The organism is Azotobacter salinestris (assembly GCF_009363155.1).
Taxonomy (GTDB): Bacteria; Pseudomonadota; Gammaproteobacteria; order Pseudomonadales; family Pseudomonadaceae; genus Azotobacter; species Azotobacter salinestris.
This window is the reverse complement of the sequence record NZ_CP045302.1, coordinates 4859248-4884861: the sequence shown is the minus strand read 5'-3', so window position 1 is coordinate 4884861 and position 25614 is coordinate 4859248. Positions and strand designations below refer to the sequence as shown.

The window sequence follows — 25614 nt, the reverse complement described above, 5'->3', positions numbered from 1 at the left end:
CGGCCGATGAGCCAGCACAACCCGCACTTCCTGACGATGACCGCCGACACCCTCGGCAAGAGCCTCCTTCAGGGGTTGATCCAGGAAATTCGCATCCTGCCCGATGTCTGGCAGAAGATCCCGGAGAAGAAGCAAACCGAGGTGATCGAACGCCTGGAACGCCAGGTGCGCAACGCCGCAACCATCGCCGTCCACACCATCGCCGGCGGCGAACGCGAAACCGTCTACGGCAAGCTGGAGTCGGTCGCGGTCAAGGACAAGATGAAAGCCGTGCTGGTCGTGAATCCCAGCAGCCCGCACAAGCACGACCTGCTCGACGCGGTGAACCAGGACTGCCTGCTGATCATCGGCGGCGCCGCGGAATTCCTGCATGGCACCGACGAGGTGCAGGCCGATCCCGACCAGAATCCGCTCGACCTGAACGGCGGCGACGCCGACATGAGCGAGCCAGGCGCTTGGGACGGCGAAGCCCAGGATGCCGAGTTCACGATGCTCGTGGAGAAGTTCGGCGACCATACGCTGAACGAGTTGGCCCTCTCCATCACCACCAAGAAAAGCTCCATCGACCAGGCATACCTGCAGAGCCGCTTCGCGCTCAGCAGCGAACAGGCCACGCGGGTGATCCTGCTGCTGCTCGACGACGGAGTCATCGAACTGGAAACCGAGGGCGAGACGCCCGAGCAGAACGTCTACCGCGTCATCAAGGCGCCCGACGAGATCGACATGGAGTAACAGCCGATGCGCCTCACGAAAATCACCGTCACCAACTTCCAAGGGCTGCGTCATGCGGCCCTTGCGCTTTCTGAGCCAGTGCTGCTGGTGTCCGGCGCGAACGGCGCTGGAAAATCGTCACTTCTGGACGCCATCTCCATGGCCTTCACCGGCGAGCCGCGGCGAGTGGCAAGGAAAAAGGACATTGCCCAACTGGTCGCCGAGGGCCAGAAAAAGGGCGAGGCCCACGTCACCTACATCGACGCCGCCGGCGAAGAGCAGGCCGCATGGGTCATGCTGCCGACCGGCAAGACCGCGCCGCTGGTCGACGCGCCGTTTCTGCCCTTCGTCCTTGATGCGGCCCGGTTCGCCGGGCTGGACGGCAAGGAACGCCGCCAAGTGCTGTTCGAGCTGACCGGCGCCAGCGCCAGCCCGAACGAGATCGCCAAGCGTCTGACCGACCGCGGCGCCGACGCGGCACTGGTCGAGAAGATCAAGCCCATGCTGCGCGCCGGATTTCCGGCCGCGGCCGACCAGGCCAAGGAGCACGCCGCCGAGGCGCGTGGAGCCTGGAAGGCTGTCACCGGTGAGGCCTACGGCAGCCAGAAAGCCGAGACCTGGGCTCCGGAGCGCCCTCCGGTCGATGTCAGCCAGGCTGATCTGGACGCCGCCTCGACCGAACTGGTGGATCTGGAGGCGGACCTCGAGGAAGCCCAGCAGACGCTCGGCGCCCACAAGGCCAACCGGGACGCCGAAGCCGGCCGCGCCGCGCGCATCGCCGAGCTGCAGGAGCTCGCCGCGCTAGTGACGCGCCGGCAGCACAAGCTGAGCAACGACAGCGCCGACCTCAAGCACTGGCAGGAGCAGCTCGCCGCTGCCGAAGCGGCTGCCACCGGCGGCAAGCAGGGCCTGATCCACGACATGGCCCGCAATCTGTCCGACTGGCAGGCGCTGGCCGAGCGCTCCACCGGCGCGGAGGAGGAAAACAGCCTCCTCTCGCCATGGCACACCGTCGACACGCTGGACTGCACCAGGCTGCTGCTGGATCGCTACGTTCAGGAGCACGGCTCCCTGGCCGAAGCCGGCGCCCAGGCAGACCAGAACCTGGCCAGGCGCGCGCCGGAGTTCCGCACCTACGTCGACAACCTGGCCCGTGCCGTCGAGAACGATCGGCGCGACCTGGCTGCCGCCGAACAGGCTGCCGGCCAGTTGGCCGAGTTGCAGGCTCAGGCTGCTAGCGTACCGAGCGCCGAGGCCATCGCCAATGCAGAGCAGGTCATCGCCGATTTGCGCCAGCAGCGTGATCGGCTACGCGCCAAGGTCGAGTCGCTGCGCGATGCACTCACGACTGCCCAGCAATTCGAGCAGTTGAAAGCTACTGCGGCCGGCCATCATCGCGACGTGATTGAGTGGTCGCTGATCGCCGATACCCTGGCTCCGGATGGTATCCCTGCCGAGATCCTGACCGGCGCGCTCGAGCCAGTGAACAACCTGCTGGCCATCCAGTCGGCCGCCGCGAATTGGGCGCCGGTTCAGATCAACCCGGATATCGACATCGCCTACGGCGGTCGCGCCTATGGCCTGCTGAGCGAATCGGAGAAGTGGCGCTGCGACGCCCTGCTGGCCATCGCCATCGCACGGCTGTCCGGTCTGCGCTTCGTCACCCTGGATCGATTCGACGTCCTGCAGCCGTCTGCGCGGCCACAGATCCTCGGTCTGCTGCGGACGCTGACGCAGGGCGGAGACCTCGATACTGCGATCCTCGCGGGGACGATGAAAGAGCTCATGGCAAAAGTTCCCATGGGGATCCAGTCAGTCTGGATAGCCGAGGGATCGATCGTCGCCAGCATCAGCCAACAGCAGGCCGCCTAATCCGCCCGGACGCTGGGCCGTATCACCGGCCCAACCAAGAGGAAAATCCATGACGCAACTCGAACAGAAACGCCAGAAATTCGAATCCGCCATGCGCCTGCGCGGATACAGAGTTTTCGAGCGCAGCGGAAAGCACTACTGCAGCGCCATCGTTGAAGATGCTTGGCAAGGATTCCTGATGGGCTGGAGAGAGGCCACAGAAGAACACGATACCGGCAGCAGAAGGAGCTGAGCTTGGCCACGAACAACGCCGACCACCTCCGCGACGCTGCCCTGGCCGAGCTGACCCGCCTGCCGTAGCTGTCACGCCTACCTGTCACGACGATAGGGTGAACACGCCACTACGCTCGCCGGATTTTCTGCTCCGGCACGACATGCCGAAGAGCATGTAACTCGCCGGCATCCTGGTTCAGATCATGGACCACCCTCAGTAGCCGCTGGCGAAGCAATTCGTTATCGAGCTGCTCAATCGCTCGCATGACCTCAATCGCAGCCGCCTCATTGTTGGCGGCCACTGAATCCAAAGTTTTGCGGATGTTTCTCACCACTCGGCTCACAAGATTCTCCTCCTGAAAATTTGGGCCGGACGTGTTGGACCACAGAAGTTCTTTTTGATTTCAGCCGTTTGAGTTCGGGCGGCACCGTTTGTCTGGAGCATCATCGGCCGGCTCTACGGCACCCGGCTTGAGGGCGAGCCGGGCGGCAAGAACTTCACCATCCGCAGGCGCGGCCAAGGTGGTGGTCGACTGTGATGAGCATGACTTCTCCTACAGCCTTTACGACTGCCCCGTCATGTGCATCGCCAGCACACGGCGCCAGCCAGTCAAACGACGTCGCAAGGCGCGCAACGCGCCGGCCGAGGCGCCGACCACAACCCCTCTCCCGCCCCTGCCGCACGGCAAAGAGGCCTGCGACAAGGTGCAGTTCAGCCTTTTCTAGGGAACCAACCACATGGCTCACCACCTTCGCCAGGGCGACATCTTCGCCGTCGGCGCCCAGCGCCTGCAGATGACCGAGAGCATCGAGCTCACCATCCAGTCCCTCCAGGCCTACGGCCCTACCCATGAGCACTGGGGCATAGCCTGGTCCGGCGGGAAGGACAGCAGTGCGACCCTGACTCTGCTCATGTACCTGCTGGACTCCGGCAAGATCCAGAGGCCGAAAAGCCTGACGGTGTTCTACGCCGACACACGCCAGGAGCTGCCGCCGCTGGCTATCGCGGCTCGCCAGATCATGGACGAGCTCGAGGAGCGCGGCGTACACGTCGAGGTGGTCACCGCACCGCTGGACAAGCGCTTCATGGTCTACATCCTCGGTCGCGGCGTGCCGCCGCCGAACAACAATACGCTCCGCTGGTGCACTCGCCAGATCAAGATCGACCCGATGCAGCACGCGCTCGAGCAGCGGCTGGCCGAGCTGGACGGCAATGTCCTGATGATCACCGGTGTGCGCCAGGGCGAGAGCGCCATCCGCGACAAGCGCATCGAGATGAGCTGCGGAAAGGACGGGGCCGAATGTGGCCAGGGCTGGTATCAGAAGGTCCTGCCAGAAGCGAAGGGGCTACACGGCCGGCTTGCCACCCTCGCCCCGCTGCTGCACTGGCGGGTCTGCCATGTCTGGGAGTGGCTGAAGCACTGGGCACCCGAGGCTGAGTTCGGCGACTGGTCCACCGCTACCATTGCCGACGCCTACGGTGGCGACGAGGCTGAGGAAATCAACGCCCGCACCGGTTGCATTGGCTGCCCGCTGGCCAGCGAGGAGAAGGCGCTGGAGACTGTCCTGCAGAATCCCGCCTGGGCCTACCTAACGCCGCTGCGCGGCATCAAGGCGATCTGGCGTGAACTGCGCGAGCCCCAGCACCGCCTGCGCAAGGCCGGCATCGAGCGCCTGAAGGATGGAAGCATCGCCGCCAACCCTCAGCGCATGGGGCCGATCCTGCTGGAGTCTCGGCTGATGGCCCTGGAGCGTGTACTTGCCATCCAGGCCGAGTGCAACGTGGCTGCCGAACGCCTTGGACGCCCGCGCATCGACCTGATCGCCGCCGATGAGGAGGGCCGCATCCGCGAGCTGATCGCCGTCGGCACTTGGCCGGATGGCTGGGACGGCGACGAGCCGGTCGCCACTACCCCTCTCGACAAAGTCTTCGCTGACGGCGCGGTTCAGCCGCTGTTGTTCGCCTGATTGGCTACACACTCGAGTGCAGCCAGCACTTGGCAAGAAAGATCCGCCGACTGCATGGCTTGCCGAGAACCAGGCGAGCTACTCGGATCTGGCGGCCATATCAACTAAATGCCTCAACGAGTAAAGTTCCCAACCTCAAAACAGGACACAGGGACGCAGCGTTGATGGAAGCTGTAACAGCACCAGCTGAGCTGAAATTTGAGATCGGAAAAATCTACCACCGCCAAAAAGACCTGCATCCTCAGTTCGGTGGCAGCTGGCAGAGCGGGATAGCGAGTTCCGCACAGGCACCGGTAGTGTTCCTCTTTACAGGCGACTCAGGGGAACAATACGGCTACCGAGATGCGTTGGACGAGCACGGCGTGTTCTCCTACACAGGCGAAGGCCAGATAGGCGATATGACCCTCACCGGTGGAAACGCCGCCATCACGAATCATGCTGCCAATGGAAAAGCACTCCACCTGTTCAAAGCGTTAGGCAAGGGCAAGGGCCAGCAGTATATGGGCGAGTTCGCCTGTGCCGGCTACTCCTGGGCCCGCGGACCGGACCGAGAAGGTAATGACCGGAATGTGATTGTTTTCCGCCTGGTGCCAGTTGACCGTGTCGTTGAGGAAGCTCTGCCGGGCGAAGCCGAATCACTTCCGAAGCCAACTAGCCTCAGTGAGGCGCGCCACCTAGCCATTCAAGCTGCCAGCGCTAGCACGGAAGTCGAGCCAGGCAGCTCGGTCCGACGTCTTTACCGCCGCAGCGAGCAAGTCCGCGAATACGTACTAATGCGCGCAAATGGAATCTGTGAATCCTGCCGGAAGCCAGCGCCCTTCAAGCGTAAGGACGGCAGCCCGTACCTCGAGCCGCACCACATTAACCGGCTATCGGACGGAGGCTTGGATCATCCGCAGTATATCGGCGCTATCTGCCCGTCTTGTCATCGAGAGATTCACCACGGTGCGCATGGGAAAACCAAGAACGAGGAGTTAAGAGCCTACGTAGAGGCAGCGGAGAAAGAGGCAAGCGCCTGAGATGCCCACCGCCGATGCCCGCACTAATCTCCGCGCTATTCGCTCCCCGTAGGCCTGTCATTCATCCGCCTGCCAATCTACCCCGTATCGCCGACGATACTGCTGAATTTCCTGGTCTGACACATCCTCACGGTAGCAAAGAGGCGAATAGCCTCCCTGCTTGCTGTATGCACTCCGGCGGCCGCAGCTACTGCCATTCCGTGCAGTGTTGTATGGGCAGGCACAAGGGCCAGGATAACTGGCAATGGATTCATCGATCAGAATCTGAGCGATCTCATCGTCTGTAGGGCCTGCTTGCCGGGCGAGAGCACCGACAGAAAAGAGGCTCGCAACGAGAAATAGCGCGGCGAAAGTGCGCATCCTTTTTACTCCAAAAGCAGGCATCAATCAGATGGCCATCCTACTTACAGATTGATGGCTCTACGCTTCTATCTTCGCACTCTTCGCCGAAGAGCTGCAGGCTCAGCAGCGTCTGCTGGCCTGACACCTATGGACTGGCACTGGCAGCAGCTCGGCTACACGGTCGAGCGAGGACAGCGCCGGGCTAGAACGATCCGCCGGCAGGATGGCTAATCGTGTGACTTGGGGGCAGGAGGCGTAAGCCTTCCGGCCCACCCTTGCCCGATTGTTGGCATAGATTGAATCTCTCCTGCTAATCAGCTCTGCAACTTAAAATCTTGGTAAATCTCGAATCTTTCTCTCCGGATAACCACGCTCTTCAATAACAGTTTCTCCGCCTCCTGGCAGCTCTGCTTTCAGAAGCTCACCACCAGAGACTAGCCGCCTATGGTCAGCCTCAAACACCATCTCGACAACATCACCGCGGTCTATCGCCTTGATGACCTCCTCAACAGTTACTTCGTGCAACTCCTCGAGAAAGTTGTTTGATCCATTAGCCAAAGCCCACATAAAGCCCTCGACTTCATCTTTATTGTTGATACGAGCCTTCGCAACGATATAGAGCGCCATGATTTCCTCCGGATGATTTCATATCGCCCATCCGACTAGATAACCAACGTAGTCCACCTATCACCGCCAAATATGCTGGCCGACATACGGCCTGCAAGGACTTCTCATGCCCACAGAAAACCAATCCGCGCCTCGCGAGCGGCCCATCCTGTTCAGTGCGCCGGTGGTGCGCGCCATCCTTGAGGGCAGGAAGACGGTCACGCGCAGGGAGGCAAAGAACATACAGCCCTCGCCGCTCTTCCGTAGCGGCTGGAAGGCCGAGCGCAAAGATGGCCGGGGAACGGTTGATATTACGGCGCCCGCCGGACTGCTCGGTGAGCTTTGCCCCTAGCCTGCGCATCAGCGGCTGGCACTTGGTCGGCACCCGCGGCGGCGGTAGTTGGAACTGCCCCAGCCGCCCGCGCGTGGAAACACCGAACCAGGGGCAGAAACTGCTCTGGGAGATCTCATGAACCGCCCAACTTACTGTAGGACCACCGGCGAGCGGATCGGTACCTGCGACTGTTATCGCTGCCGGCCGATTGCGCCGGCCAAGCCGAAGGAAAAGAAGCAATGACCGACACCACCAAGGCCGAGAGCCTGCACGATCGGATCATGCGGCTGCCGTGTACGCCGCCGAAAGACGCCAATATCAACCAGATGCTCGCCTACAAGTCAGGCCACCGAGACGCCCGCCACGCTGCCGCCGAACTGGCTGCGGCGCATGAAGCGGAGCAGGCCGGGCCGCGGCCGGCCATCATCAGCCAAGAGCAGCTCGCCACACTGCTCAACGGCGTCCAGGCACTGCATGAGATCAGCGCAGAGCTGATCGCCGAATGCGTGTTTGAGCAAATACCGGCCACCCACAATGACATCGCAGCCCCGCCAGCGCAGCAGCGCCAGTGGATGCCGGAGCTTCTGGATATCAACCGCGTGCCGGATGATCTCCGCAACCAGGCCAGCGGCTATCGCGCCGGCTGGAATGATTGCCGGGCAGCAATGCTCAACGCTTCCGGCGACACCGCAGCGCCGGAGCAGGCCGAGCAGGACACAGTGAAGGTGCTGCTGGAAAAGCTGAGCCGCACGCCAGAGCGGTGGTCGAAGCTCGACCCGCAGCACGTCTCGCGCACATCAAGTCAGGCGGCCGTCTACTACCTGCTGCGCGACGCTCAGCAAGACATTGCAACGCTGGCTGCCGCACTGGAGGCCAGCCGATGACAGAGCAAGAGGAAATCGCCCGTCTGCGCGAGCTGCGCAGGCTGGCCGGTGTCGTCGCACAGCATGCCAGGGTGATCGTTGGCGGCCGAGCCTTCACGACCGGTGCCCTTATCAGGCCGGGCGGCATCTACAGCCTGGCGTCGAGCGCTGAGCGTCTGCGCGATGCCCTGGACGAGTACGACACTGCAGTGGTGGAGGCCGGCCGATGACCAGCCCTTGCCCTCCCGATCAGCACGACTGGGTATTCACGACTCCTGGTCACATCCTCTGCACGCGCTGCTTGGCCAGGGGCCAGCGCTGGATACCGAAGGAGGAGCGCGCCGAGTTCCAGGCTAACGGATGGTTCTACCTGGGCCGGCGGTACGCCAAGCCAATGGCGAAGAGGAAAACAGCATGAAAACCGACGACCCGCCAAAGCCCAAACTTGGCATGCCGTTCGGAGCCCTGATGGAGTCCTTCCGCAAGGGCGTCACCCGCGAGCAGTCGCGAGCCGCTGAACGTCAGCGGTAGGCCAAGCAGCCTTCTCCTCCCCTATCCAAACACTTCCCACTCCCCGGCTTGGCCGGACAGGAGACGTTTGCCATGAGCACAGCAGAGAAGATCGAATTTCAGATAATGCCGGGTCTTTGGTTCCGCCAGGAACTTCTGTTTCCGCATTTCGGAATCACAGCAGAAGCTGCCCGCAAGTACCGCTCCGGCGGACTCTGGCTGGAAGGCAAGCACTGGAAAAAAGACCCAGCAAACCGGGTCGTCTACAACCGTCAGGAGATTGAGGCATGGATGGGCGGCCAGCTGTAAAGCTCCCTCCGGGCGTGGAGATCAACGGGAAGCAGCTGCGCATCTCGTTCATGCTCCATGGCCAGCGTTGCCGGGAGCCCCTGCCCGGCATATCGAAGATCAACAAGGCCAGCATTGCCTATGCCGACAACAAGCGGCGGACAATCCTGGCCGAGATCAAGGAGGGGCGGTTCGACTATGCTGCCCACTTCCCAGAGTCGCCACGAGCAGCGATGTTCTCTGGCGTCGGCGGGCCTGGCATCAATCGCACAGTCGTCGAGGGCGTCGAGAAATGGATGGAGGTCCAGCGAGCGAAGAAAGCCACCAGCACCAGCCGGAACTACGGGCACAAGGCCAAGCATGTCGTGGACAAGTTCGGCCGGCGCAGGATCGTCGACGTGGGCAAATCAGACCTTGAGCTGTTTCAGGCGCAGTTGCTCAAGCAGGGGCTGTCGCCGAAAACGGTCAACGATATCTTTACCGTGGTCCGAGGCGTCTGGGGTGATGCCTTCGCCGATGGCATCCTCAAGATCAATCCGCTCGAACGAGTAAAGAACATCGAGCGTGATCACGGCGACGATATGGCTGACCCCTTCACCCGGGATGAGTTGGAAAAGATTCGCAAGGTGGAGACGACCCGACAGCAGGATATCACCATGATTTTGTTCGACTGCTGGGCTGGCTTATCGCTATCGGAACTGATTGCTCTGGGCTGGGATGATGTGGATTTCGCGGCGGGAGTCGTGAAAGTTCGGCGTGCCAGGGTCGAGAGCGAGTACAAGGTGCCGAAGGAGAAGGTGCGGGCGCGATCGGTCGAACTGATCACTCCTGCTCTGGAGCAGCTGCGCAAGCAGTTCCACGTTACCGGAAACTTGCCGCCGGTACCAGTTGAGGTTGTTCAACGCGACAACGTGACCATCAAGAAGGAGTCGGTGCGGTTCATATTCCGCAATGGAGCAAGCGGTGAGCCTTGGCATGCCTCCAGCGTGTTGCGCTGGTTTACCGGGCATTTAAAGCGAGCCGGCGTTCGCCATCGCGGCCCAAACCAATGTCGGCATACATTCGCCAGCCAAGCGCTATCGAGCTATGTCCCTGTCGAGTGGGTAGCCCGCCAGCTTGGCCACACCGACACAACGATGGTGAAGAAACACTACGGTCGCTGGATACCCTCTGACACTAAGAGCATGGCCAGCATGGTTTCGCAAATGATGGGGTTCGAAGCAGGCCAGGGCGGCCTATAACGGCGTGGAGAGGGCCGTTTTTGTCCTAATTTTGTCCTAAACCGCTCCGCTAAAAACGAAAAACCCCTGAAATCTTCAATAGACTCAGGGGCTTAGCGATTCTGCTATATGGCGGTGGAGGAGGGATTCGAACCCTCGATACGGTTTCCCGTATACACACTTTCCAGGCGTGCTCCTTCAACCGCTCGGACACCCCACCGGATAATCTTCGGACCTTCTTGCCCGTCGACGGCGCGCAATTTATCCGAACGACAGCCAGAAAGCAAAGCTTTTTTCAAAAAATTCATGCGTTTAGCCCGAGGAGCCAATCCGCAACCAGCGCCCGCCATGACGAAGCGGCGTCATCATTGGCCAAGCCAGCGCTAGAGAAACGAAGAGGCTGCTGAAGAACAGTTGCAGCACGCCCCAAGGGTTGTGGCTCACCGGAGCCAGTGCCAAGCCAATCAAAGCCACAAGCGCCAGACCGGCCAGGCAGGCCCCGGTAGACGCGCTGGAAAGTTTGCACCGAGTCATCGGCGTGCCTCCTTTCGCTCAGGAATACCCCACCGTACTGCGAGGGCAACAGCACAGCCAATCGCTTCTGCCAAAAATTCAATGCACCGCACATTAACGGGGCGAAATCGAATCCCTTTGAGTGGCGATGCACATGGCCCTCTCGATCCCACGCGCTTCAAGGGTATTTGGACAGACGGCAATAACCGGGAATTACTTCGAAAAGCGCTCTAATGCAACGAGCAAGGTCGTATCGAAGACCGGCTATAACTGCCAAATGATATAAAAAATAGAAAGCTCACGAAAAAGATTTCTAAATATCCGTGCGAAATCGCTTAGAGTTTTCTAGACGCCAGCACATCTTTCGAAGCCTGAAGATGCTTCTGGCGCGAAACATGCAGCATAAAAAATGACCCATGTCATACCAAGAACAAGAAAGGCAGAGCATGTTCAGACCTCCGCAAAAAATCAGGCAAGTCGGCCTCGTCGTTTTTGCCATCATGATGCTTCTGATCCTACCCAACCTGGGGCACCTGATGGGCTAGCTGCATTGCGTGGGACATTGCATTGCGTGGGACATCCCTGGATGTCAGAGCACGGTCGACAGCCGCCACCACGCCAGCAGCAGCGGAAGAAAACCGAACGCCAGAAAGGTCGAGCACAGCACCAGGCTCGCCACCTGCTCCGGAGATCGTCCAGCCCGTACGGCGAACAGGTAGTTGAGTACCGCCACCGGCATGGCCGACTGCATGATCAGCACTCCCTGTGCCAAGGGCGACAGCCCCAGTGCCAGACCGACCCCCCAGGCCACGCCAGCCCCGCAGAGAAGCCGCAGCGCGCCGAGCAGCATGCCTTGGCCAAGCTGTCGGGTGCGGATGCTCGCCAGTGACACGCCGAGCGTGACCAGCATCAGCGGAATGGTCATGCCACCGAGCAGTTGCACGGTATTGCCCAGCCAGCGCGGCAGCTCGAGGTCGAGCAGCAGGATCGGCAGGGCCAGTCCGAGACTGATGATAATCGGGTTGATCAACAGTTTTCTGAAGGAATGCTCGGCCCCGGAGAGCATCATGCCCACCGTGAAATGCCCTACCGAAAGCACCAGAAAAAAGGCCACTGCCAGTGCCAGCCCCTCCTCGCCGAAGGCGTAGAGGCTGATCGGCAAGCCCATGTTGCCGGAGTTGGGGAACAGGTAGGCGGGCACCAGTACCTTCCAGTCGTAGTGCAGCAGTCTACTGAGCGACAGGCCGACCAGCCCCATGCAGCAGGTCACCGCCACGCAGGCGGCAGCCATCTGGCCGAAGGCCCGCGGATCGATTTCCGAGTTGCTCAGGGTGGACAGCACCAGACAGGGCGTGCCGATGTTGAGGATCAGGCGGGTGACGAAGTCGGTGGGATAGACATGGCCAAAGCGCACCCAGCAGTAACCGACTCCAGCCACGATGAAAATGGGCGCCATCACGGCGAACAACTCAGCCAGCATGGGCCTTTCCTTGAGATCGACGGGAAGCCGCACATCCTAGCCCCTCTGCCAGGGCTTTGGCCAACCCGCCAGCTGTCATGCAAACGAGCGCATCTACAACCTTTAGCGAGTGGCATTCTGCAATGTGACAGTTGATTAACTCCCTAACAATCGGTTATCCATTCGCCATGGGGGCTGCGACGAACGACCGCAGCCCATGAAAGATTCGATGAAGAGCATTCCCGGCGCCGATCCGCCGGAGCATCAGCGATCTGGGCGAACCTGCCCGCCGGTTCAGGACCCGTCCCGGCAGGCGGCCAGCCCTTGAAGAGGAGGCTGCAGCATGAACGATTGGGGAGTCATTTCGGCCAGAGCAGAGTCCCGAGCGGACTCGCATCCTGCGGCAAGGCCGCTGAACAGGCGGAACGCGATGGAGCGTACCGCTGTCGCCGATCTGCAATTCATTCCGCTGTATCGGGAACTGCGCGAGAAGGTGAAAGTGCTGGCCCTGCGCGCCGAAAGCTGCATCTGCGGAGGCTCGGAGCGAAGCTTTCACCTCGATGTCGCCAAGGCGATCGATTCGGTGATGGGTTTTGCCAGTGGCCGTCCCGCCATCCTGACCAGCGAACAGCGCCGGCTGCTGGCCGATCTGCAGTCCGAGTTCAGCCGCACTTTGCGGGAAAGCCTGAACGCCGGAGAACGGCATCGTCAGGCGGTGGAGAAGGCCAAGTGGGCCGCCCTCGACTTCCTCGAACGCGCCGGTCGCCCCCTGGCCATGGATCCGGTAGCGGCATAAGCCCCGCCCGGCCGCCGGCAGATCCTCCCCGGGCTACAGGCAGGGACTCCCCACTCGGGCAAGGACGCCCCACCATCCCACTGACAGACATCGCACCGGCGCTCACCATAGCGCAACCCGCTGGAGTCCTCGCCATCGACACCTGCCTTTCCTCCCCCTCCCCCCTCACGGCTTACCACCGGGCTATCGAGAGAGACGGCTTTCAGCCGGACGAAGCCCAGCGCCAGGCGGCCCTGCTACTGGAGGATTGTCACCAGGCCCTGCACCGGACGGGATGCCGACAGCCGGTGGCCGGCGTCTATCTCTGGGGGCCGGTCGGGCGCGGCAAGACCTGGCTGATGGACTGCTTTCATCGCAGCCTGCGCGTACCTGCCCGGCGCCAGCACTTCCACCACTTCATGCGCTGGGTACACCGGCGGCTGTTCCAACTGACCGGCTCTGCCGATCCCCTGCGCCTGCTGGCCAGGGAGCTGGCCGGAGAGCTGCGGGTGCTGTGCTTCGACGAGCTGTTCGTCAGCGACATCGGCGATGCCATGCTGCTGGGCCCGCTGCTGCAGGCAGTGTTCGAGGAGGGCGTGGTCGTGGTCGCCACTTCCAACCAGCCGCCATCGCAGCTGTATGCCGACGGATTCAACCGCCAGCGCTTTCTGCCGGCCATCGCCGCCATCGAAAGGCACATGCAGACGGCATCCGTGGATGGTGACCAGGACCACCGCCTGCATCCCGGCGCGCGCCAGCAGCGCTACTGGGTCGCCTGTCCGGGCCAGGCGAGCGCTCTCGGCGAAGTCTTTGCACGACTCAACCGGGGCATGCCGACTGCCAGCACTCCCGTCCAGCTGGAGCACCGCAACCTGTCCGTGGTGCGCCATGGCGCGGCGGCGGTCTGGTGCACCTATGCCGAGCTCTGTGAACAACCCTTCTCCGCCTTCGACTTCATCGCCCTGTGTGACCGTTTCCCGGCCATTCTGCTGGGTGCCGTGCCAAACCTGGGCGGCCGCCAGCGCGAGGCCCGCATCGCCCGCGGAACCGAGGACGGGGTCGAGCGGGTGGTGACTGGCGATCGCCAACTGCCGGCGCTCTCCGTGCACGACGATGGGGTGCGGCGCTTCATCGCCCTGGTGGATGAGTGCTACGACCGCCGAATACCGCTCTACCTGGAGGCCGCAGTGGCCCTGGAAGCGCTCTATACCGAGGGCTACCTGTCCTTCCCGTTTCGCCGCACCCTGAGCCGTCTGCAGGAGATGCAGCTGCAACGCTTCGGCAGTTAGGGCCTGTCAACACTACTCCACCCAGCACACATGGCACACCGTGACAGGCAAGCCATGGGTCGCAGCATAGTCGAGCCAGCGGCGCTGATTGTCCTGCAGGCGATCGCCAGGCCCCTTCACCTCGATCATCCGGTAGCGCCGTTCGGCCGGCCAGAACTGGATGAGGTCCGGCAGTCCCGAGCGATTCGCCGGGATGTCGCGCAGGATGCGCTCGAAGAACAGCCGCAGGTGCGCTCCGGGGATACAGCTCAGGGCCCGGGCCAGCAAGGCCTCGTCGAGCAGCTCCCAGGCAACGAAGGGCGATTGCAGGCCGCGCTTCTCCCGGAAGGTGCGGCGGATTGCCTGGACATGCTCGTCACGATCCAGAAGCCCCAGACACTGGCCGAACAGGTCGGCACGGCGTACCTGGAAATCCGCCCGACCGAGATCGGCGGGGGCGGAGTGAAACGGATGGAAGAAGGCGCCAGGCAGCGAAGCGAAGATCGCCTCCCAGCAGAGCAGGCCGAACAGCGAACCGATCAACGCGTTCTCCACATAATGCACGGGCGCCTCCGGCCGGCTCAATTGCCCGAGCACGGCCTGCTCGACTGGACCCTCCGACCTCGGCAGGAGCAGATCGAGCCGTTCGAACGCGGCAGCCTTTCGGCACGGCAGCGCCTCCAGCCCGAGCGTACGGCGCAGTCGCGGCAGGATACGCTCCAGTTGCTGGCCTTCCTCCTCGCTTTCCGGTGCAGCGGCGGCGGACATTGCCAGCTCGAGTGCCGCCTCCGGCTGTCCGCAGCGCTCCAGCACCCGGATCGCCCTCTCCCGCGCACCGGGATGGGGATTGCCGGCATGCAGGCGCAGCGCATCGGACAGCCTCCCCTCGCGCTCGAGCTGCTGGGCGAGCTGCAACAGCAGTTGGCCGCGTCGGCTCTCCAGCCAGATGCTGGCGTAAGGGACAATCGGCATGTCGGCGAGCACGCCACTGGCCGTCACACCAGCCTCGAAGCGCTCGCGGCAGAGATGCAGGTGCAGATAGGCATCCACTTCGTCACGACTGTGAAACGCTCTCGACTCCCGGGAAAGATCCACCCGCTCGTAACGGTGGACACCCAGGTCGGCGAGGACGAACTCGCTCCAGTCCTGCCTGAGGTTGCCGAAGAACATCAGGCGCAGCCGCTCGCACACCCCATCGACACGCAGCTGCAATACCCGCTCGTCCAGTTGCGGGCACCAGTCGGCCAGACAGCGTGCCTCTTCATGAGCCGGGTGCAGCCGCGCCAGCAATGCTGTCTTGGTCAGGCCGGCCGGAAGTCCGAAGGCCTGAGCGATCTCTTGCTTGGTCAAAAGATCGAACAGCTCCTCGAGCGCAAGCCGGGGAGCATGGTCGACCCAGCCCAGTTCGATCAGCGGTGCGGCCGCCTGCAGAGGACAGCCGATTTCCCCATAACGCAGCTTGCCCGTGCGAAACAGCGAGCCCTTGCGCATCGCCATGCGCACCAGCAGGGCACGCGAAGCTCTGGGCAGCAGCGGAAAGCGTTCGAGGAAGGCCTTTTCGGTCGCATCGAGCAGATCGCCGTGACAGGCGCCGACCCAATCGAGGACCTGCTGGAAGTTCGCCAGATAATAGAAAGGGTCGACGAGAGACCGGGGCAAGGTGAGACGGGCGTCAGCCATGCGCTTTGAATGACTCCGGGATTCCTGTATCTATCCAGCCACCAGGCTCGCTGGCAAGAGGCCGGTATCACTCCGGCTTCCGCGTCCTGCTTGCCGATGATGAGAAGAATGCGCCTCCCCTGGACCGGCCACCACTTCAAGGATGCTCCCATGCGCCGCTCAACCACCCTTGCCTTCCTGCTGCTCGCCAGCCTGCCGCTTGCCGCCGCCGAACTGACCCTCGAACTGCCCGCAGGCTCGCGCCGCTGGTCCAGCGCCGAGCTGCTCGCCCATCCGCAGACACGCAGCCTGCCGATTCCCGGCGATCCGGCCTACCGGCGGGAGATGCATTATCGCGCACTGCCCTTGGCCGTGCTGCTCGAGGGCGTGCTTCCCGGCGATCACTTGCAGGCCCTGGCGCTGGATGGCTTTGCCGCCGAACTGCCCGCAGCTCCCCTGTTGCGCGAGGACGGCGCACGCGCCTGGCTGGCCATCGAGGACCCTGCCGCTCCCTGGCCGGCGCTGGCTGGACACAAGGCCAGCGCCGGCCCCTTCTATCTGGTCTGGAGCAATCCCCAGGCGGGCGACATAGGCCCCGAGCAGTGGCCTTTCCAGATCGCCCGGATTCGCCTGCTCGCCTCAGTCGCCGAGCGCTTCCCTGCACTGCTGCCGGCCGCCGACGCCAAGGCCGCCATCCAGGCCGGCTTCGCGCTGTTCCAGAAACACTGCCTGGCCTGCCACCGCCTGAATGGCCAGGGCGACGCCCGGTTCGGGCCGGATCTGAACCTGCCGTACAACCCCACCGAGTATTTCCACGAGGCATTCCTGCGTCGTTACATTCGCGATCCGCAGGCTTTGCGCCATTGGCCGCAGGGACGGATGCCGGGCTTTTCCGCGGAGGCTCTCGCCGAACAGGAGCTGGATCACTTGCTCGCCTATCTGCGCCACATGGCCGGGCGCAAGGCCGTGCTCCCTTGAGTGGATGGACTGGTACCGGGAAGCATCGAGCGAAACTGAAGCGCCGGCCGGAAACCGGCCGGAGCGAAGGACCTAAAGGCCCAGATGGGCGGCCTCCTGGGTAACCCCCCAGCCATCAAGCACGCCGCCCAACGGCAGCACTACGGACTCGAGGTCATGCTCGAAGGTGTCGATGCCGGCATAGGTGGCGTACATCACCTTGCTCACCTGCAGGTGCCAGGCACCATCGTCGCGGGCGGATACCTCCGTCCTCAGGGACTCGCCACGAAAATTTCTGGCCGCCATGCGGGCCCGCTCCTCGTCGGGAAAGATGGCGTAGAAATCGATGGGGTGAATACGGGTAAAGTCGAACCCGCCCTCCTTCATGCGGCGCAGTACGATGCCGCTGACATCATCCGGGAAGGTGTTGTTGCTCATGAAACGACCCCCTCTCAATGATGAATCGGTTGATGAATGTTATTGCGGGGGAAAACTGCTCAGGGACACGGAAAGCGCATCCGCTGTCCATGCCCTGGAAAGACACGGCAGCGGGAAACCACTGCCGTTTCATCAGAATAGCCTCATCCCGACTGCCAGCGAAGCTTTCCAACAGATTTTGCCAGCAGAACGATATCAGCAGTTGCCGGGCTTGCCGATGGCCTGCAGCACGTACTGCGGCAGGGCGAAGGCGCCCTGGTGGATTTCCGGGTTGTAGTAGCGAGTCACGATGCCGCTGCCGACGAAACGCTGGCGCAGGATGTCCAGCGGCACGCGACGCGAGGCGCTGTCGCAGGCCCCCCAGGCAAAGGTCATGGCGCCGCCGATATAGGTCGGCACCGCAGCCTGGTAGAAGTGCCAGTCGGCGAACAGGCCGTTCATCCGCTGCGCGGTGGTCTGCACCTCGCCCAGTTGCATGAAGGGCGTGCCGTTCTGGGTGACCAGGATGCCGCCATCGTTCAGGCAGCGCCGGCAGGCCTGGTAGAAGTTCTCGGAAAACAGCACCTCGCCCGGCCCGATGGGGTCGGTGGAGTCGGAGATGATGACGTCGAACTTGTCCTCGGTAGTGGCGACGAAACGCATGCCGTCGTCGATCACCAGGTTCAGGCGCGGGTCCTCGAAGGCGCCCCGGGAATGGTTGGGCAGGAACTCCTTGCACATCTCCACCACGGTGGCATCGATCTCGACCATGGTGATCTGCTCGACGCTCCGATGCCGGCACACCTCGCGCAGGATGCCGCCATCGCCGCCGCCGATGATCAGCACGCGCCGCGCCGCGCCATGGGCGAGAATCGGCACATGGGTGAGCATCTCGTGGTAGATGAACTCGTCGGCCTCGGTGGTTTGGATCACCCCGTCCAGGGCCATCACCCGGCCCATGCGGGCGTTCTCGAAAATCACCAGGTGCTGATGCTCGGTGCGCACTTCATGGAGCAGCCTGTCCATGCGAAAACGCTGGCCGTAGCCCTCGTAGAGAGTTTCCTGATAGTCGCCCATGGCTCGCTTTCCCCCTGAAGCTGGCTGATTCGAACGCGGCTGTCCGGCTCTTCCGACCAGGCCCGCACGCAAAGGGGCGCATTTTACGTTGATCGGGATGACAGTTGAAACCTTGCCGCTCCGCAGCCGAACGGAGCGAACGCTCCTGGAGATCCGTAGCCCTACAGCATTTCCCGCCCAAAGGCCTGCGTGCGAAACCCCGTCATGTATCCTAGCGAGCGATCGGCATCGGCGAAGCCGCCGAGCATCCGGCAACCTACTGCCGGTCGAAAAGACCGCTGCGCTCAGGGCGGTGGAATCCGCGCCAGCACCCTGGCCGGCACCGTCAGAGGCAGCGCCAGGATCAGCCCCTCGCCGGAGACGGGATAGACACCGCTCAGCGCCGTGATGTTGACCTGATGCGACACCAGCACCAGCGGAGCGCCGCGCGGCAGCGCGTTGATCGCCTCGCACAGCGCGCGGGTCTGCCATTCGGCGCCCTCGACGTTCTCGAAGAAGGAATCCAGTGCCGGAAGTGGCTGGACGGCTCCCAGCCGCATCTCCCGGGCGGTATCCAGCGCGCGGCACCAGCGGCTGCTGTAAAGCCGCGGCCGCTCGATCCACTGCCGGCGCAGCAGTTCGCCCCAGCGCCTGGCCTCCTGGCGTCCGCGCTCGTCGAGGTTTCTCTGGCTGCGGCAATCGTCGAGCACGAAGCCGGGCGGGTCACCGAGACCGGGGGCAGTGGCATGCCGCAGAAGAAGCAACGCGCGCCCATCGCGCAAGGCATCCCAGGCGGAATCGGCAACGACATGCAGCGAACCGCCCAGCAGCAACGCCATGACTCACAGCAGCCCCATGCCGGCTCGCATGCGACAGCCTGGCCTCCGAACAGGGCTCAGAAAGGGCAACCCCGGCAGGAGCGCGGGCCGCTCGGCCACAGGCGGACCGGCGCCACCGCCGGCTCAGCGCAGATCGATATTGGAGCTGGCGCTGCGCGGCCCCATAAATACCCAGATGATCAGACCGAGGACCGGTAGAACGGCAATCAGCAACACCCAGAGCACTTTCTTGGTGGTTTCCGTCCGGCTGCGCACGACGTGGACGATGGCCCAGATATCCAACACCAGGATGATCAGACTCAAGAGGCCGCGAAGAATATCCATCGGATGCACTCCTTATCCAGGATCAGATATCTAGTTAGGATGGCGCAGCCGGGCGATGGTTCAGCAACCTCTCAGCAGGCCGCCGGCTCGATCGCCGCAAAGCTGGCCACGGTCGGATGTCCAGCCAGCCCCCCTCCCTCGCGCGCCAGACCGCAGGTGCGCATGCCGGCCTCGCGGGCGGCGTCGAGCTCCTGCACCACGTCAGAAAGAAACAGGATCTCTGCCGGCGCACGGCCGATGGCTTTGGCGATGCGCGCATAGGAAGCCGCCTCGCGCTTGGGCCCGCTGGTGGTGTCGAAGTAGCCGGAGAACAGCGGCGACAGGTCGCCGGCTTCCGAGCAGCCGAAGATCAGGCGCTGCGCCTGGATCGAGCCGGAGGAATAGACGTAGAGCTCGTATCCCTTGCGCTTCCAGCGCTGCAGCGCATCCACTGCATCCGGATAGACATGCCCCTTGAGTTCGCCGGCGCGATAGCCCTGCTCCCAGACCATGCCCTGCAGGGCCTTGAGCGGCGTGGCCTTGCGGTCCTCGGCGATCCAGCCGAGCAGGACCCCGATGATCCGTTCGATATCGGCGTCCGCTTCGCCGCTCTCGGCACGCACGGCTTCGAGCTGGGTGGCGACCTCCGCCTCGGTGGCATGCTGGCGGACGAACGCCGGCAGATGTTCGCGGGCATAGGGGAACAGCACGTCGAAGACGAAGCTGACCGCACTGGTGGTGCCTTCGATGTCGGTGAGGATGGCGCGAATCGGCATGTCAGTCTTCCAGCTCGGGAAAACGGTGGGAGATGGAATCGCCGGTGAACTGGGCGACCCAGCCTTCCGGGTTGTTGAACAGCCGGATGCAGACGAAATGCGGATGCTCGCCCATGTCGAACCAGTGGCGCGTGCCGGCAGGCACCGAAATCAGGTCGTTGCGCTCGCAGAGCACGGCATATACCTCGTTGTCGACATGCAGCGAGAACAGCCCGCGCCCGGCGACGAAGAAACGCACCTCGTCTTCGCCATGGGTGTGCTCGTCGAGAAACTTGGCGCGCAGCTGGTCCTTCTGCGGATGCCTGTCGTTCAGGCTGACGACGTCGACGGCGACGTAGCCGCCCTCGGCCTTCAGCCGTTCGATCTGCATACGGTAGGCCGCGAGCACCTCCTCCTGGCTGGCGCCGGGAGCGATCGGCGCCTCGGCCTGCCAGCGCTCGAAGCGCACGCCGATCCTGGCCAGGGTGGCGGCGATGTCCTCGCCATGATTGAGGATCTTGTAGGGCTGGGCGGGATGGTCGTCGCGATAGACGCTCAGGGAACTCATGGGCAGATCTCCTTGTTCGTAGGGGCCGCGGGTCGCCTCGGCGGCCTTTCGGCTCAGCGGCCCTGCAGGGCGCGCATTTGCAGTTCGCAGTCGAAGAGAAACTCGAAGGCCTCCACCTGGCGCAGCGCGTCGCTCATGGTGGCGCCCCAGGTATAGAGACCATGGCCGCGGATCAGGTAGCCGACACAGTCGGAATGCTCGTCCAGCCAGGGCTGTACCCGGCTGGCCAGGCGGGCGATGTCCTGGTCGTTGTCGAAGATCGGCACGCAGACCTGGCACTCATGGGTGGTGATGCCGGCGAAGGCCTTCTGCAGCTCGTAGTCGGCGAACACCAGGGAGTCGCTCAGGGTCAGCCGGGAGAGCACGGTGGCGTTCACCGAATGGGTGTGCAGCACCGCACCGATCTCTGCCTTCCAGTTATACAGCTGGGTGTGCAGCAGGGTTTCGGCCGAAGGTTTCTTGCCCGGCTCGAGGCTGTTGCCGGCCATGTCGGTGGCCAGCACATCGTCCTCGCCGAGCTGGCCCTTGTGCCTGCCGGAAACGGTGAGCAGCGCCTCGCGGGGCGACAGCCGCACCGAGTAGTTGCTGCTGGTCGCCGGCGACCAGCCGCGGCCGTACAGGAAGCGTCCAGCCTCGATGATCTGCTGGGCAAGTTGTGCACGGGTCAGGCTCATGGCCTCTCCTCTCTTAAACAGGTGGCGATGATGATGGCGGCGGCCAGCGCCGCCAGACTGGCCAGGGCGAAGGTCCAGGCCGGGCCGAGGCTCGTCCAGCTGTAGCCGGAATACAGCGCCCCCAGGGCACCGCCGACGCCGGACAGGGTCGCATACAGGGCCTGACCCTGTCCCTGCTGGCGGACGCCGAAACTGCGCTGCACGAAGTGGATGGCCGAGGCATGGAAGCAGCCGAAGGTCGCCGCGTGCATCACCTGCGCCAGCAGCAAGACGAGTAGATGGTCGGCCAGATTGCCCAGCAGCAGCCAGCGCAGTGCGGCCAGCAGGAAACTGGCCATGAGCAGCTGGCGCAGGGAGAAACGCCGCAGCAGCCCGGCCATCGCCAGGAATAGCAGGATCTCCGCCAGCACGCCGAGGGCCCAGAGCAGGCCGATCAGCCCGCGACCGTAGCCCAGGGCCTCCAGATGGATACTGAGGAAGGTGTAATAGGGACCATGGCTCAGCTGCATCAGCGCCACACCGGCATAGAAGGCCAGCACTCCGGGACGACGCAACTGGGCCAGGAAGCCGCCCTGCACCTCCAGGCCGGCCCGTGGCTCCGGCTGGGCATTGGGCACCCAGAAGCTGCCGAGGACGATTCCCCCCATGATCAGCACGATCACCCAGGGGAAGACGCCCAGACCGAGCCGCTCGAACAGTTGGCCGAGCCCGACCACCGCGGCGATGAAGCCGATGCTGCCCCACAGGCGCAACTGGCTGTAGCGCGCCGACTGCTCGCGCAGGTGAGCCAGGGTAATCACCTCGAACTGCGGCAGCACGGCATGCCAGAAGAAGGCGTGCAGAGCCATCACCAGCACCAGCCAGGCATAGCTCTGGCCGACGAAGATCAGCGCGAAGGAGCCCAGGGTGCAGACCGCACCGAGCCGCACGATGGCCAGCCGCCGACCGCTCATGTCGCCCAGCCAGCCCCACAGATTCGGCGCCAGACAGCGCATCAGCATGGGGATGGCCAGCAATTCGCCAATGCGGGCGGCCGAAAAACCCAGATGGTCGAAATAAAGCGAGAAGAACGGCGCCGTCGCACCGAGCAGGGCGAAATAGAAGAAATAGAAACCGGAAAGGCGCCAGTAGGGCAAGGCGGGCAACATGACTAGTAGGACGCGAGCCGGGTCGAGGTTCCGGACGACAGCCAGCGCGCCGGCTGTCGGGAATCGTGGTGTCTCGACCGGCCTGCGCTCCGGCTCACAGTTGCGACAGCACCGGAGTGCTCACCTGCACACCGGCATTCTGTGCCCGGTGGCGCAGCAGGTGATCCATCAGTACCAGAGCCATCATGGCTTCGGCGATCGGTGTGGCACGGATGCCGACACAGGGATCGTGACGTCCCTTGGTGATCACCTCGACCGGATTGCCGTGAATATCGATGGAGCGGCCCGGAGTGGTGATGCTGGAGGTCGGCTTGAGAGCCAGATGGGCGACGATCGGCTGTCCCGAGGAGATCCCGCCAAGAATGCCGCCGGCATTGTTGGAGAGGAAGCCATCCGGGGTCAGCTCGTCGCGGTGCTCGGTGCCGCGCTGGGCAATGCTGGCGAAGCCGGCGCCGATCTCCACACCCTTGACCGCATTGATACTCATCAGCGCGTGGGCCAGCTCGGCATCCAAGCGGTCGAAGATCGGCTCGCCGAGCCCCGGCGGCACGCCTTCGGCGATCACGGTGATCCTGGCTCCGACCGAATCCTGGTCGCGACGCAGCTGGTCCATGTAGGCCTCCAGTTCGGACACCTTGTCCGGATCGGCGCTGAAGAAAGCATTCTGCTCCACCGACGCCCAGCTCCTGAAGGGGATCTCGATCGGACCGAGCTGGCTCATGTAGCCGCGCACGACCACGCCCTGGGTCGCCAGATACTTCTTGGCGATGGCTCCGGCCGCCACGCGCATGGCGGTCTCGCGCGCCGAGCTGCGACCGCCGCCGCGATAGTCGCGGATGCCGTACTTGTGGTGGTAGGTGTAGTCGGCATGGGCCGGACGGAAGAGGTCCTTGATCGCCGAATAGTCCTTGGATTTCTGATCCGTGTTGCGGATCAACAGACCGATCGGACAGCCGGTGGTCCTGCCCTCGAACACCCCAGAGAGGATCTCCACTGCATCGTCTTCCTGACGCTGGGTCGTGTGGCGACTGGTGCCCGGCTTGCGCCGGTCGAGGTCGCGCTGCAGGTCGGCGGCCGACAATTCCAGCCCGGACGGACAGCCGTCGACGATAGCGACCAGAGCCGGGCCGTGGCTCTCGCCAGCCGTGGTGACAGTGAACAGCTTGCCGTAGGTATTGCCGGACATGCAGGGCTCCGCGAACAATCAGCCAGATCGAAGGTGTGCGAGTATACCTAGGGGACCCTGCCAGTTCATCCTCCGCCCCGCGCCAGCCGGCGCGCCGCCATGGCTGTCCACGATGTTGCGAATACTTCTGCTGCTTCTGCTCCTGGTGACGGGCTCCGCCCATGCCTGGACCATCCTGCACCAGCCCATCGAGCTGGCGACTTCGAGTGGAGTGCTGTACGGATCGCTGCTGCTGCCGCAAAGCGACAATTCTGTACCCGTGGCCCTGCTGATCGCCGGCTCCGGCCCCACCGATCGCAATGGCAACAATCCGGCCGGCCGCAACGACAGTCTCAAGCGCCTGGCCGAGGCCCTGGCCAGACGCGGCATCGCCAGCGTGCGCTACGACAAGCGCGGCGTCGCCGCCAGCCTGGCCGCCGCACCGGACGAGCGGATGCTGAGCGTGGAAGGCTACGTTGCCGATGCTGCCGCCTGGGGGCAGAAGCTGGGCGCCGACCCGCGCTTTTCTCGGCTGGTGCTGATCGGTCACAGCGAGGGCGCACTGATCGCCAGCCTGGCCGCCGAACAGGCCGGTGCCGACGCCTTGGTCTCCATTGCTGGCAGCGGCCGCCCGATCGATCAGGTACTGCTGGAGCAACTCAGCACACGCCTGCCGCCCCCCCTGCTGGCCTTCAGCGCGGCGCTGATCGAGGAGCTCAAGGCGGGACGCACCCACGAGCGGATTCCCGAGCCGCTCGAGGTGCTGTTTCGCCCGAGCGTGCAACCCTACCTGATCTCGCTGTTTCGCCAGGATCCAGCCGCAGCCTTTGCTCGGCTGCGCATTCCGGCACTGATCGTCCAGGGGCGCCACGATATCCAGGTCGGCATGCAGGACGCCGAAGCCCTGAAGGCCGCCAAGCCCGACGCCGAACTGCTGGCGATCGACGGCATGAATCACGTGTTGCGCATCGTCCCGGCGGACGTACAGCTTCAGCTGCCCTCCTACGACAATCCGGAACTGCCACTGGCCCGCACCCTGGAGCAGGCGGTCGGCGACTTCATCCTGCGGAACGAGCCGCCTCGATAAACCTGTTCGGACAAAAGGGGGTCAGGCCCGAAGCCGTGAGCGGAACAGATCCTGATACTCGCGGCACTGGGCGGCGCTCAGCAGAAAGACGCCATGTCCGCCCCGAGTGAACTCCAGCCAGGTAAAATCCACCTCTGGATAGAGCGCCTCCACATGCACCTGGCTGTTCCCCACTTCGACGACCAGCACGCCCCGCTCGGTCAGATGGTCGGCCGCCTCCGCCAGCATGCGCCGAACCAGGTCCAGGCCGTCTTCGCCGCAGGCCAGCCCCATGGCCGGCTCATGGTGGTACTCCTCCGGCATGTCGGCAAAATCCTCGGCGTCCACATAGGGCGGATTGGAGACGATCAAGTCGAAGCGCTGCCCTGGCAGTCCTACGAAACCATCGCCCTGCACGGTATAGACGCGCTCGTCCAGGCCATGGCGCTCGATGTTCCGGTTGGCCACCTCGAGCGCGTCGAAAGACAGATCGGCCAGCACCACTTCGGCCTCGGGAAACTCATAGGCACAGGCGATGCCAATGCAGCCGGAGCCGGTACAGAGGTCGAGAATCCGCATCGGCTCGTGTAGCAGCCAGGGAGCGAAGCGTTGGCCAATCAGCTCGGCAATGGGCGAGCGCGGCACCAGCACCCGCTCGTCGACCAGAAAGGGCAACCCGCAGAACCAGGCCTCGCCGAGCAGATAGGCGGCCGGGATACGTTCCTCGATGCGGCGCTGGAGTAGAGCCCCCAGATGCATGCATTCGTCCTCTTCGAGACGACAGTCCAGATAGCCGTCGGCCATCTCCCAAGGCAGGTGCAAGGCACCGAGCACCAGTTGGCGTGCCTCGTCCCAGGCGTTGTCGGTACCGTGACCAAAGTACAGGCCCTCGGCATGAAAACGGCTGACCGCCCAGCGAATGTAATCGCGCAGGGTGCGCAGGCGGGTCGGAATGGCTGCCATGGGGATCTCCAGACCAAAAAGCGGGCATTTTAACAGGCAGCAAGGATCTCATGCCGGAAACAGACCATGCCTGTATGGCAATT

General features: G+C 63.5%; 28 protein-coding genes and 1 tRNA gene. 14 read left to right on the top strand and 15 right to left on the bottom strand.

Annotated elements, in window-relative coordinates; all coding sequences use genetic code 11:
• The first annotated feature begins 6 nt into the window (after positions 1 to 6).
• From GCU53_RS23250 to GCU53_RS23240, 3 genes are read left to right on the top strand one after another with little or no spacing between them, the layout of a single operon-like run.
• Complete coding sequence (locus GCU53_RS23250; RefSeq protein WP_152389688.1) at positions 7 to 732, top strand: cell division protein FtsK; 726 nt, start codon at positions 7 to 9, stop codon at positions 730 to 732.
• Between the two features lie 6 nt (positions 733 to 738).
• Positions 739 to 2583 carry an AAA family ATPase gene (locus tag GCU53_RS23245; protein WP_152389687.1) on the top strand — a complete coding sequence of 615 codons (1845 nt, stop codon included), beginning with the start codon at positions 739 to 741 and terminating at the stop codon, positions 2581 to 2583.
• 49 nt (positions 2584 to 2632) lie between these two features.
• Positions 2633 to 2815 (top strand): hypothetical protein, encoded by a 183-nt coding sequence (locus GCU53_RS23240; protein ID WP_152389686.1) that lies wholly within the window; start codon positions 2633 to 2635, stop codon positions 2813 to 2815.
• A gap of 109 nt (positions 2816 to 2924) precedes the next feature.
• Here the strand turns inward: GCU53_RS23240 and GCU53_RS23235 are convergent, their stop codons facing one another.
• Entirely contained in the window at positions 2925 to 3140 is a 216-nt protein-coding gene (locus GCU53_RS23235) for a hypothetical protein (RefSeq protein ID WP_152389685.1), read from the bottom strand.
• Positions 3141 to 3534: 394 nt separating this feature from the next.
• Here GCU53_RS23235 and GCU53_RS23230 point away from each other — a divergent pair, with 394 nt between their 5' ends.
• The gene (locus GCU53_RS23230; RefSeq protein WP_152389684.1) at positions 3535 to 4764 is read left to right on the top strand and encodes a phosphoadenosine phosphosulfate reductase domain-containing protein; all 1230 of its coding nucleotides are present in this window, start codon (positions 3535 to 3537) and stop codon (positions 4762 to 4764) included.
• A gap of 164 nt (positions 4765 to 4928) precedes the next feature.
• A complete protein-coding gene (locus GCU53_RS23225) occupies positions 4929 to 5783 on the top strand; it encodes an HNH endonuclease (RefSeq protein WP_152389683.1) in 855 nt (284 codons plus the stop codon).
• Positions 5784 to 6452: 669 nt separating this feature from the next.
• Here the strand turns inward: GCU53_RS23225 and GCU53_RS23215 are convergent.
• Positions 6453 to 6752 carry a hypothetical protein gene (locus GCU53_RS23215; protein ID WP_152389681.1) on the bottom strand — a complete coding sequence of 100 codons (300 nt, stop codon included), beginning with the start codon at positions 6750 to 6752 and terminating at the stop codon, positions 6453 to 6455.
• A gap of 106 nt (positions 6753 to 6858) precedes the next feature.
• Between GCU53_RS23215 and GCU53_RS23210 the strand changes: the two genes are divergently transcribed.
• From GCU53_RS23210 to GCU53_RS23190, 5 genes are all read left to right on the top strand, one after another.
• Positions 6859 to 7083, top strand: coding sequence for a hypothetical protein (locus GCU53_RS23210; protein WP_152389680.1), 225 nt, complete (start codon positions 6859 to 6861; stop codon positions 7081 to 7083).
• 221 nt (positions 7084 to 7304) lie between these two features.
• Positions 7305 to 7949: a hypothetical protein gene (locus tag GCU53_RS23205; protein WP_152389679.1), complete on the top strand. Its 645-nt coding sequence runs from the start codon at positions 7305 to 7307 to the stop codon at positions 7947 to 7949.
• Positions 7946 to 8158: a hypothetical protein gene (locus tag GCU53_RS23200; RefSeq protein ID WP_152389678.1), complete on the top strand. Its 213-nt coding sequence runs from the start codon at positions 7946 to 7948 to the stop codon at positions 8156 to 8158. The genes GCU53_RS23205 and GCU53_RS23200 overlap by 4 nt, the downstream gene beginning before the upstream one ends.
• 373 nt (positions 8159 to 8531) lie before the next feature.
• Entirely contained in the window at positions 8532 to 8747 is a 216-nt protein-coding gene (gene xisR / locus GCU53_RS23195; protein WP_152389677.1) for an excisionase family protein, read from the top strand.
• Positions 8726 to 9967 (top strand): Arm DNA-binding domain-containing protein, encoded by a 1242-nt coding sequence (locus GCU53_RS23190; RefSeq protein ID WP_152389676.1) that lies wholly within the window; start codon positions 8726 to 8728, stop codon positions 9965 to 9967. Before xisR ends, GCU53_RS23190 begins: the two co-directional genes overlap by 22 nt.
• 109 nt (positions 9968 to 10076) lie before the next feature.
• Here the strand turns inward: GCU53_RS23190 and GCU53_RS23185 are convergent.
• Positions 10077 to 10166 (bottom strand) — tRNA-Ser (locus GCU53_RS23185).
• Positions 10167 to 11048: 882 nt separating this feature from the next.
• A complete protein-coding gene (locus tag GCU53_RS23180) occupies positions 11049 to 11939 on the bottom strand; it encodes an AEC family transporter (RefSeq protein ID WP_152389675.1) in 891 nt (296 codons plus the stop codon).
• Positions 11940 to 12348: 409 nt separating this feature from the next.
• Here GCU53_RS23180 and GCU53_RS23175 point away from each other — a divergent pair, with 409 nt between their 5' ends.
• Positions 12349 to 12714 carry a hypothetical protein gene (locus GCU53_RS23175; RefSeq protein WP_152389674.1) on the top strand — a complete coding sequence of 122 codons (366 nt, stop codon included), beginning with the start codon at positions 12349 to 12351 and terminating at the stop codon, positions 12712 to 12714.
• Positions 12715 to 12848: 134 nt separating this feature from the next.
• Positions 12849 to 13982: a cell division protein ZapE gene (gene zapE, locus GCU53_RS23170; protein ID WP_152390034.1), complete on the top strand. Its 1134-nt coding sequence runs from the start codon at positions 12849 to 12851 to the stop codon at positions 13980 to 13982.
• 12 nt (positions 13983 to 13994) lie between these two features.
• Here the strand turns inward: zapE and GCU53_RS23165 are convergent, their stop codons facing one another.
• Entirely contained in the window at positions 13995 to 15620 is a 1626-nt protein-coding gene (locus GCU53_RS23165) for a VRR-NUC domain-containing protein (RefSeq protein ID WP_208845538.1), read from the bottom strand.
• 171 nt (positions 15621 to 15791) lie between these two features.
• Between GCU53_RS23165 and GCU53_RS23160 the strand changes: the two genes are divergently transcribed.
• Entirely contained in the window at positions 15792 to 16598 is an 807-nt protein-coding gene (locus tag GCU53_RS23160; RefSeq protein WP_152389672.1) for a cytochrome c, read from the top strand.
• A 72-nt stretch (positions 16599 to 16670) separates the two neighbouring features.
• On the opposite strand, the gene GCU53_RS23155 is transcribed toward GCU53_RS23160, so the two are convergent.
• The 9 genes from GCU53_RS23155 to aroC form a co-directional block, all read right to left on the bottom strand.
• Positions 16671 to 17015: a ribonuclease E inhibitor RraB gene (locus tag GCU53_RS23155; protein WP_152389671.1), complete on the bottom strand. Its 345-nt coding sequence runs from the start codon at positions 17013 to 17015 to the stop codon at positions 16671 to 16673.
• Between the two features lie 195 nt (positions 17016 to 17210).
• Positions 17211 to 18071 carry a polyamine aminopropyltransferase gene (speE, locus tag GCU53_RS23150; RefSeq protein ID WP_152389670.1) on the bottom strand — a complete coding sequence of 287 codons (861 nt, stop codon included), beginning with the start codon at positions 18069 to 18071 and terminating at the stop codon, positions 17211 to 17213.
• A gap of 284 nt (positions 18072 to 18355) precedes the next feature.
• Positions 18356 to 18889: a histidine phosphatase family protein gene (locus GCU53_RS23145; protein WP_152389669.1), complete on the bottom strand. Its 534-nt coding sequence runs from the start codon at positions 18887 to 18889 to the stop codon at positions 18356 to 18358.
• A gap of 123 nt (positions 18890 to 19012) precedes the next feature.
• A complete protein-coding gene (locus GCU53_RS23140) occupies positions 19013 to 19213 on the bottom strand; it encodes a PLDc N-terminal domain-containing protein (protein ID WP_152389668.1) in 201 nt (66 codons plus the stop codon).
• A 71-nt stretch (positions 19214 to 19284) separates the two neighbouring features.
• Positions 19285 to 19968, bottom strand: coding sequence for an acireductone synthase (mtnC, locus tag GCU53_RS23135; protein ID WP_152389667.1), 684 nt, complete (start codon positions 19966 to 19968; stop codon positions 19285 to 19287).
• Between the two features lies 1 nt (position 19969).
• On the bottom strand, positions 19970 to 20515 hold the full coding sequence (locus GCU53_RS23130) for a 1,2-dihydroxy-3-keto-5-methylthiopentene dioxygenase (RefSeq protein ID WP_152389666.1): 546 nt from the start codon (positions 20513 to 20515) through the stop codon (positions 19970 to 19972).
• Positions 20516 to 20568: 53 nt separating this feature from the next.
• Positions 20569 to 21189 (bottom strand): methylthioribulose 1-phosphate dehydratase, encoded by a 621-nt coding sequence (locus GCU53_RS23125; RefSeq protein WP_152389665.1) that lies wholly within the window; start codon positions 21187 to 21189, stop codon positions 20569 to 20571.
• Positions 21186 to 22337 carry an MFS transporter gene (locus GCU53_RS23120; protein WP_152389664.1) on the bottom strand — a complete coding sequence of 384 codons (1152 nt, stop codon included), beginning with the start codon at positions 22335 to 22337 and terminating at the stop codon, positions 21186 to 21188. The genes GCU53_RS23125 and GCU53_RS23120 overlap by 4 nt, the downstream gene beginning before the upstream one ends.
• Positions 22338 to 22431: 94 nt before the next feature.
• Positions 22432 to 23523, bottom strand: a complete 1092-nt coding sequence (gene aroC, locus GCU53_RS23115; protein WP_152389663.1) for a chorismate synthase — start codon at positions 23521 to 23523, stop codon at positions 22432 to 22434.
• 112 nt (positions 23524 to 23635) lie between these two features.
• Between aroC and GCU53_RS23110 the strand changes: the two genes are divergently transcribed.
• Positions 23636 to 24589, top strand: a complete 954-nt coding sequence (locus GCU53_RS23110; RefSeq protein ID WP_152389662.1) for an alpha/beta hydrolase — start codon at positions 23636 to 23638, stop codon at positions 24587 to 24589.
• A gap of 21 nt (positions 24590 to 24610) precedes the next feature.
• Here the strand turns inward: GCU53_RS23110 and prmB are convergent, their stop codons facing one another.
• The gene (gene prmB / locus GCU53_RS23105) at positions 24611 to 25531 is read right to left on the bottom strand and encodes a 50S ribosomal protein L3 N(5)-glutamine methyltransferase (RefSeq protein WP_152389661.1); all 921 of its coding nucleotides are present in this window, start codon (positions 25529 to 25531) and stop codon (positions 24611 to 24613) included.
• Positions 25532 to 25614 lie beyond the last annotated feature (83 nt).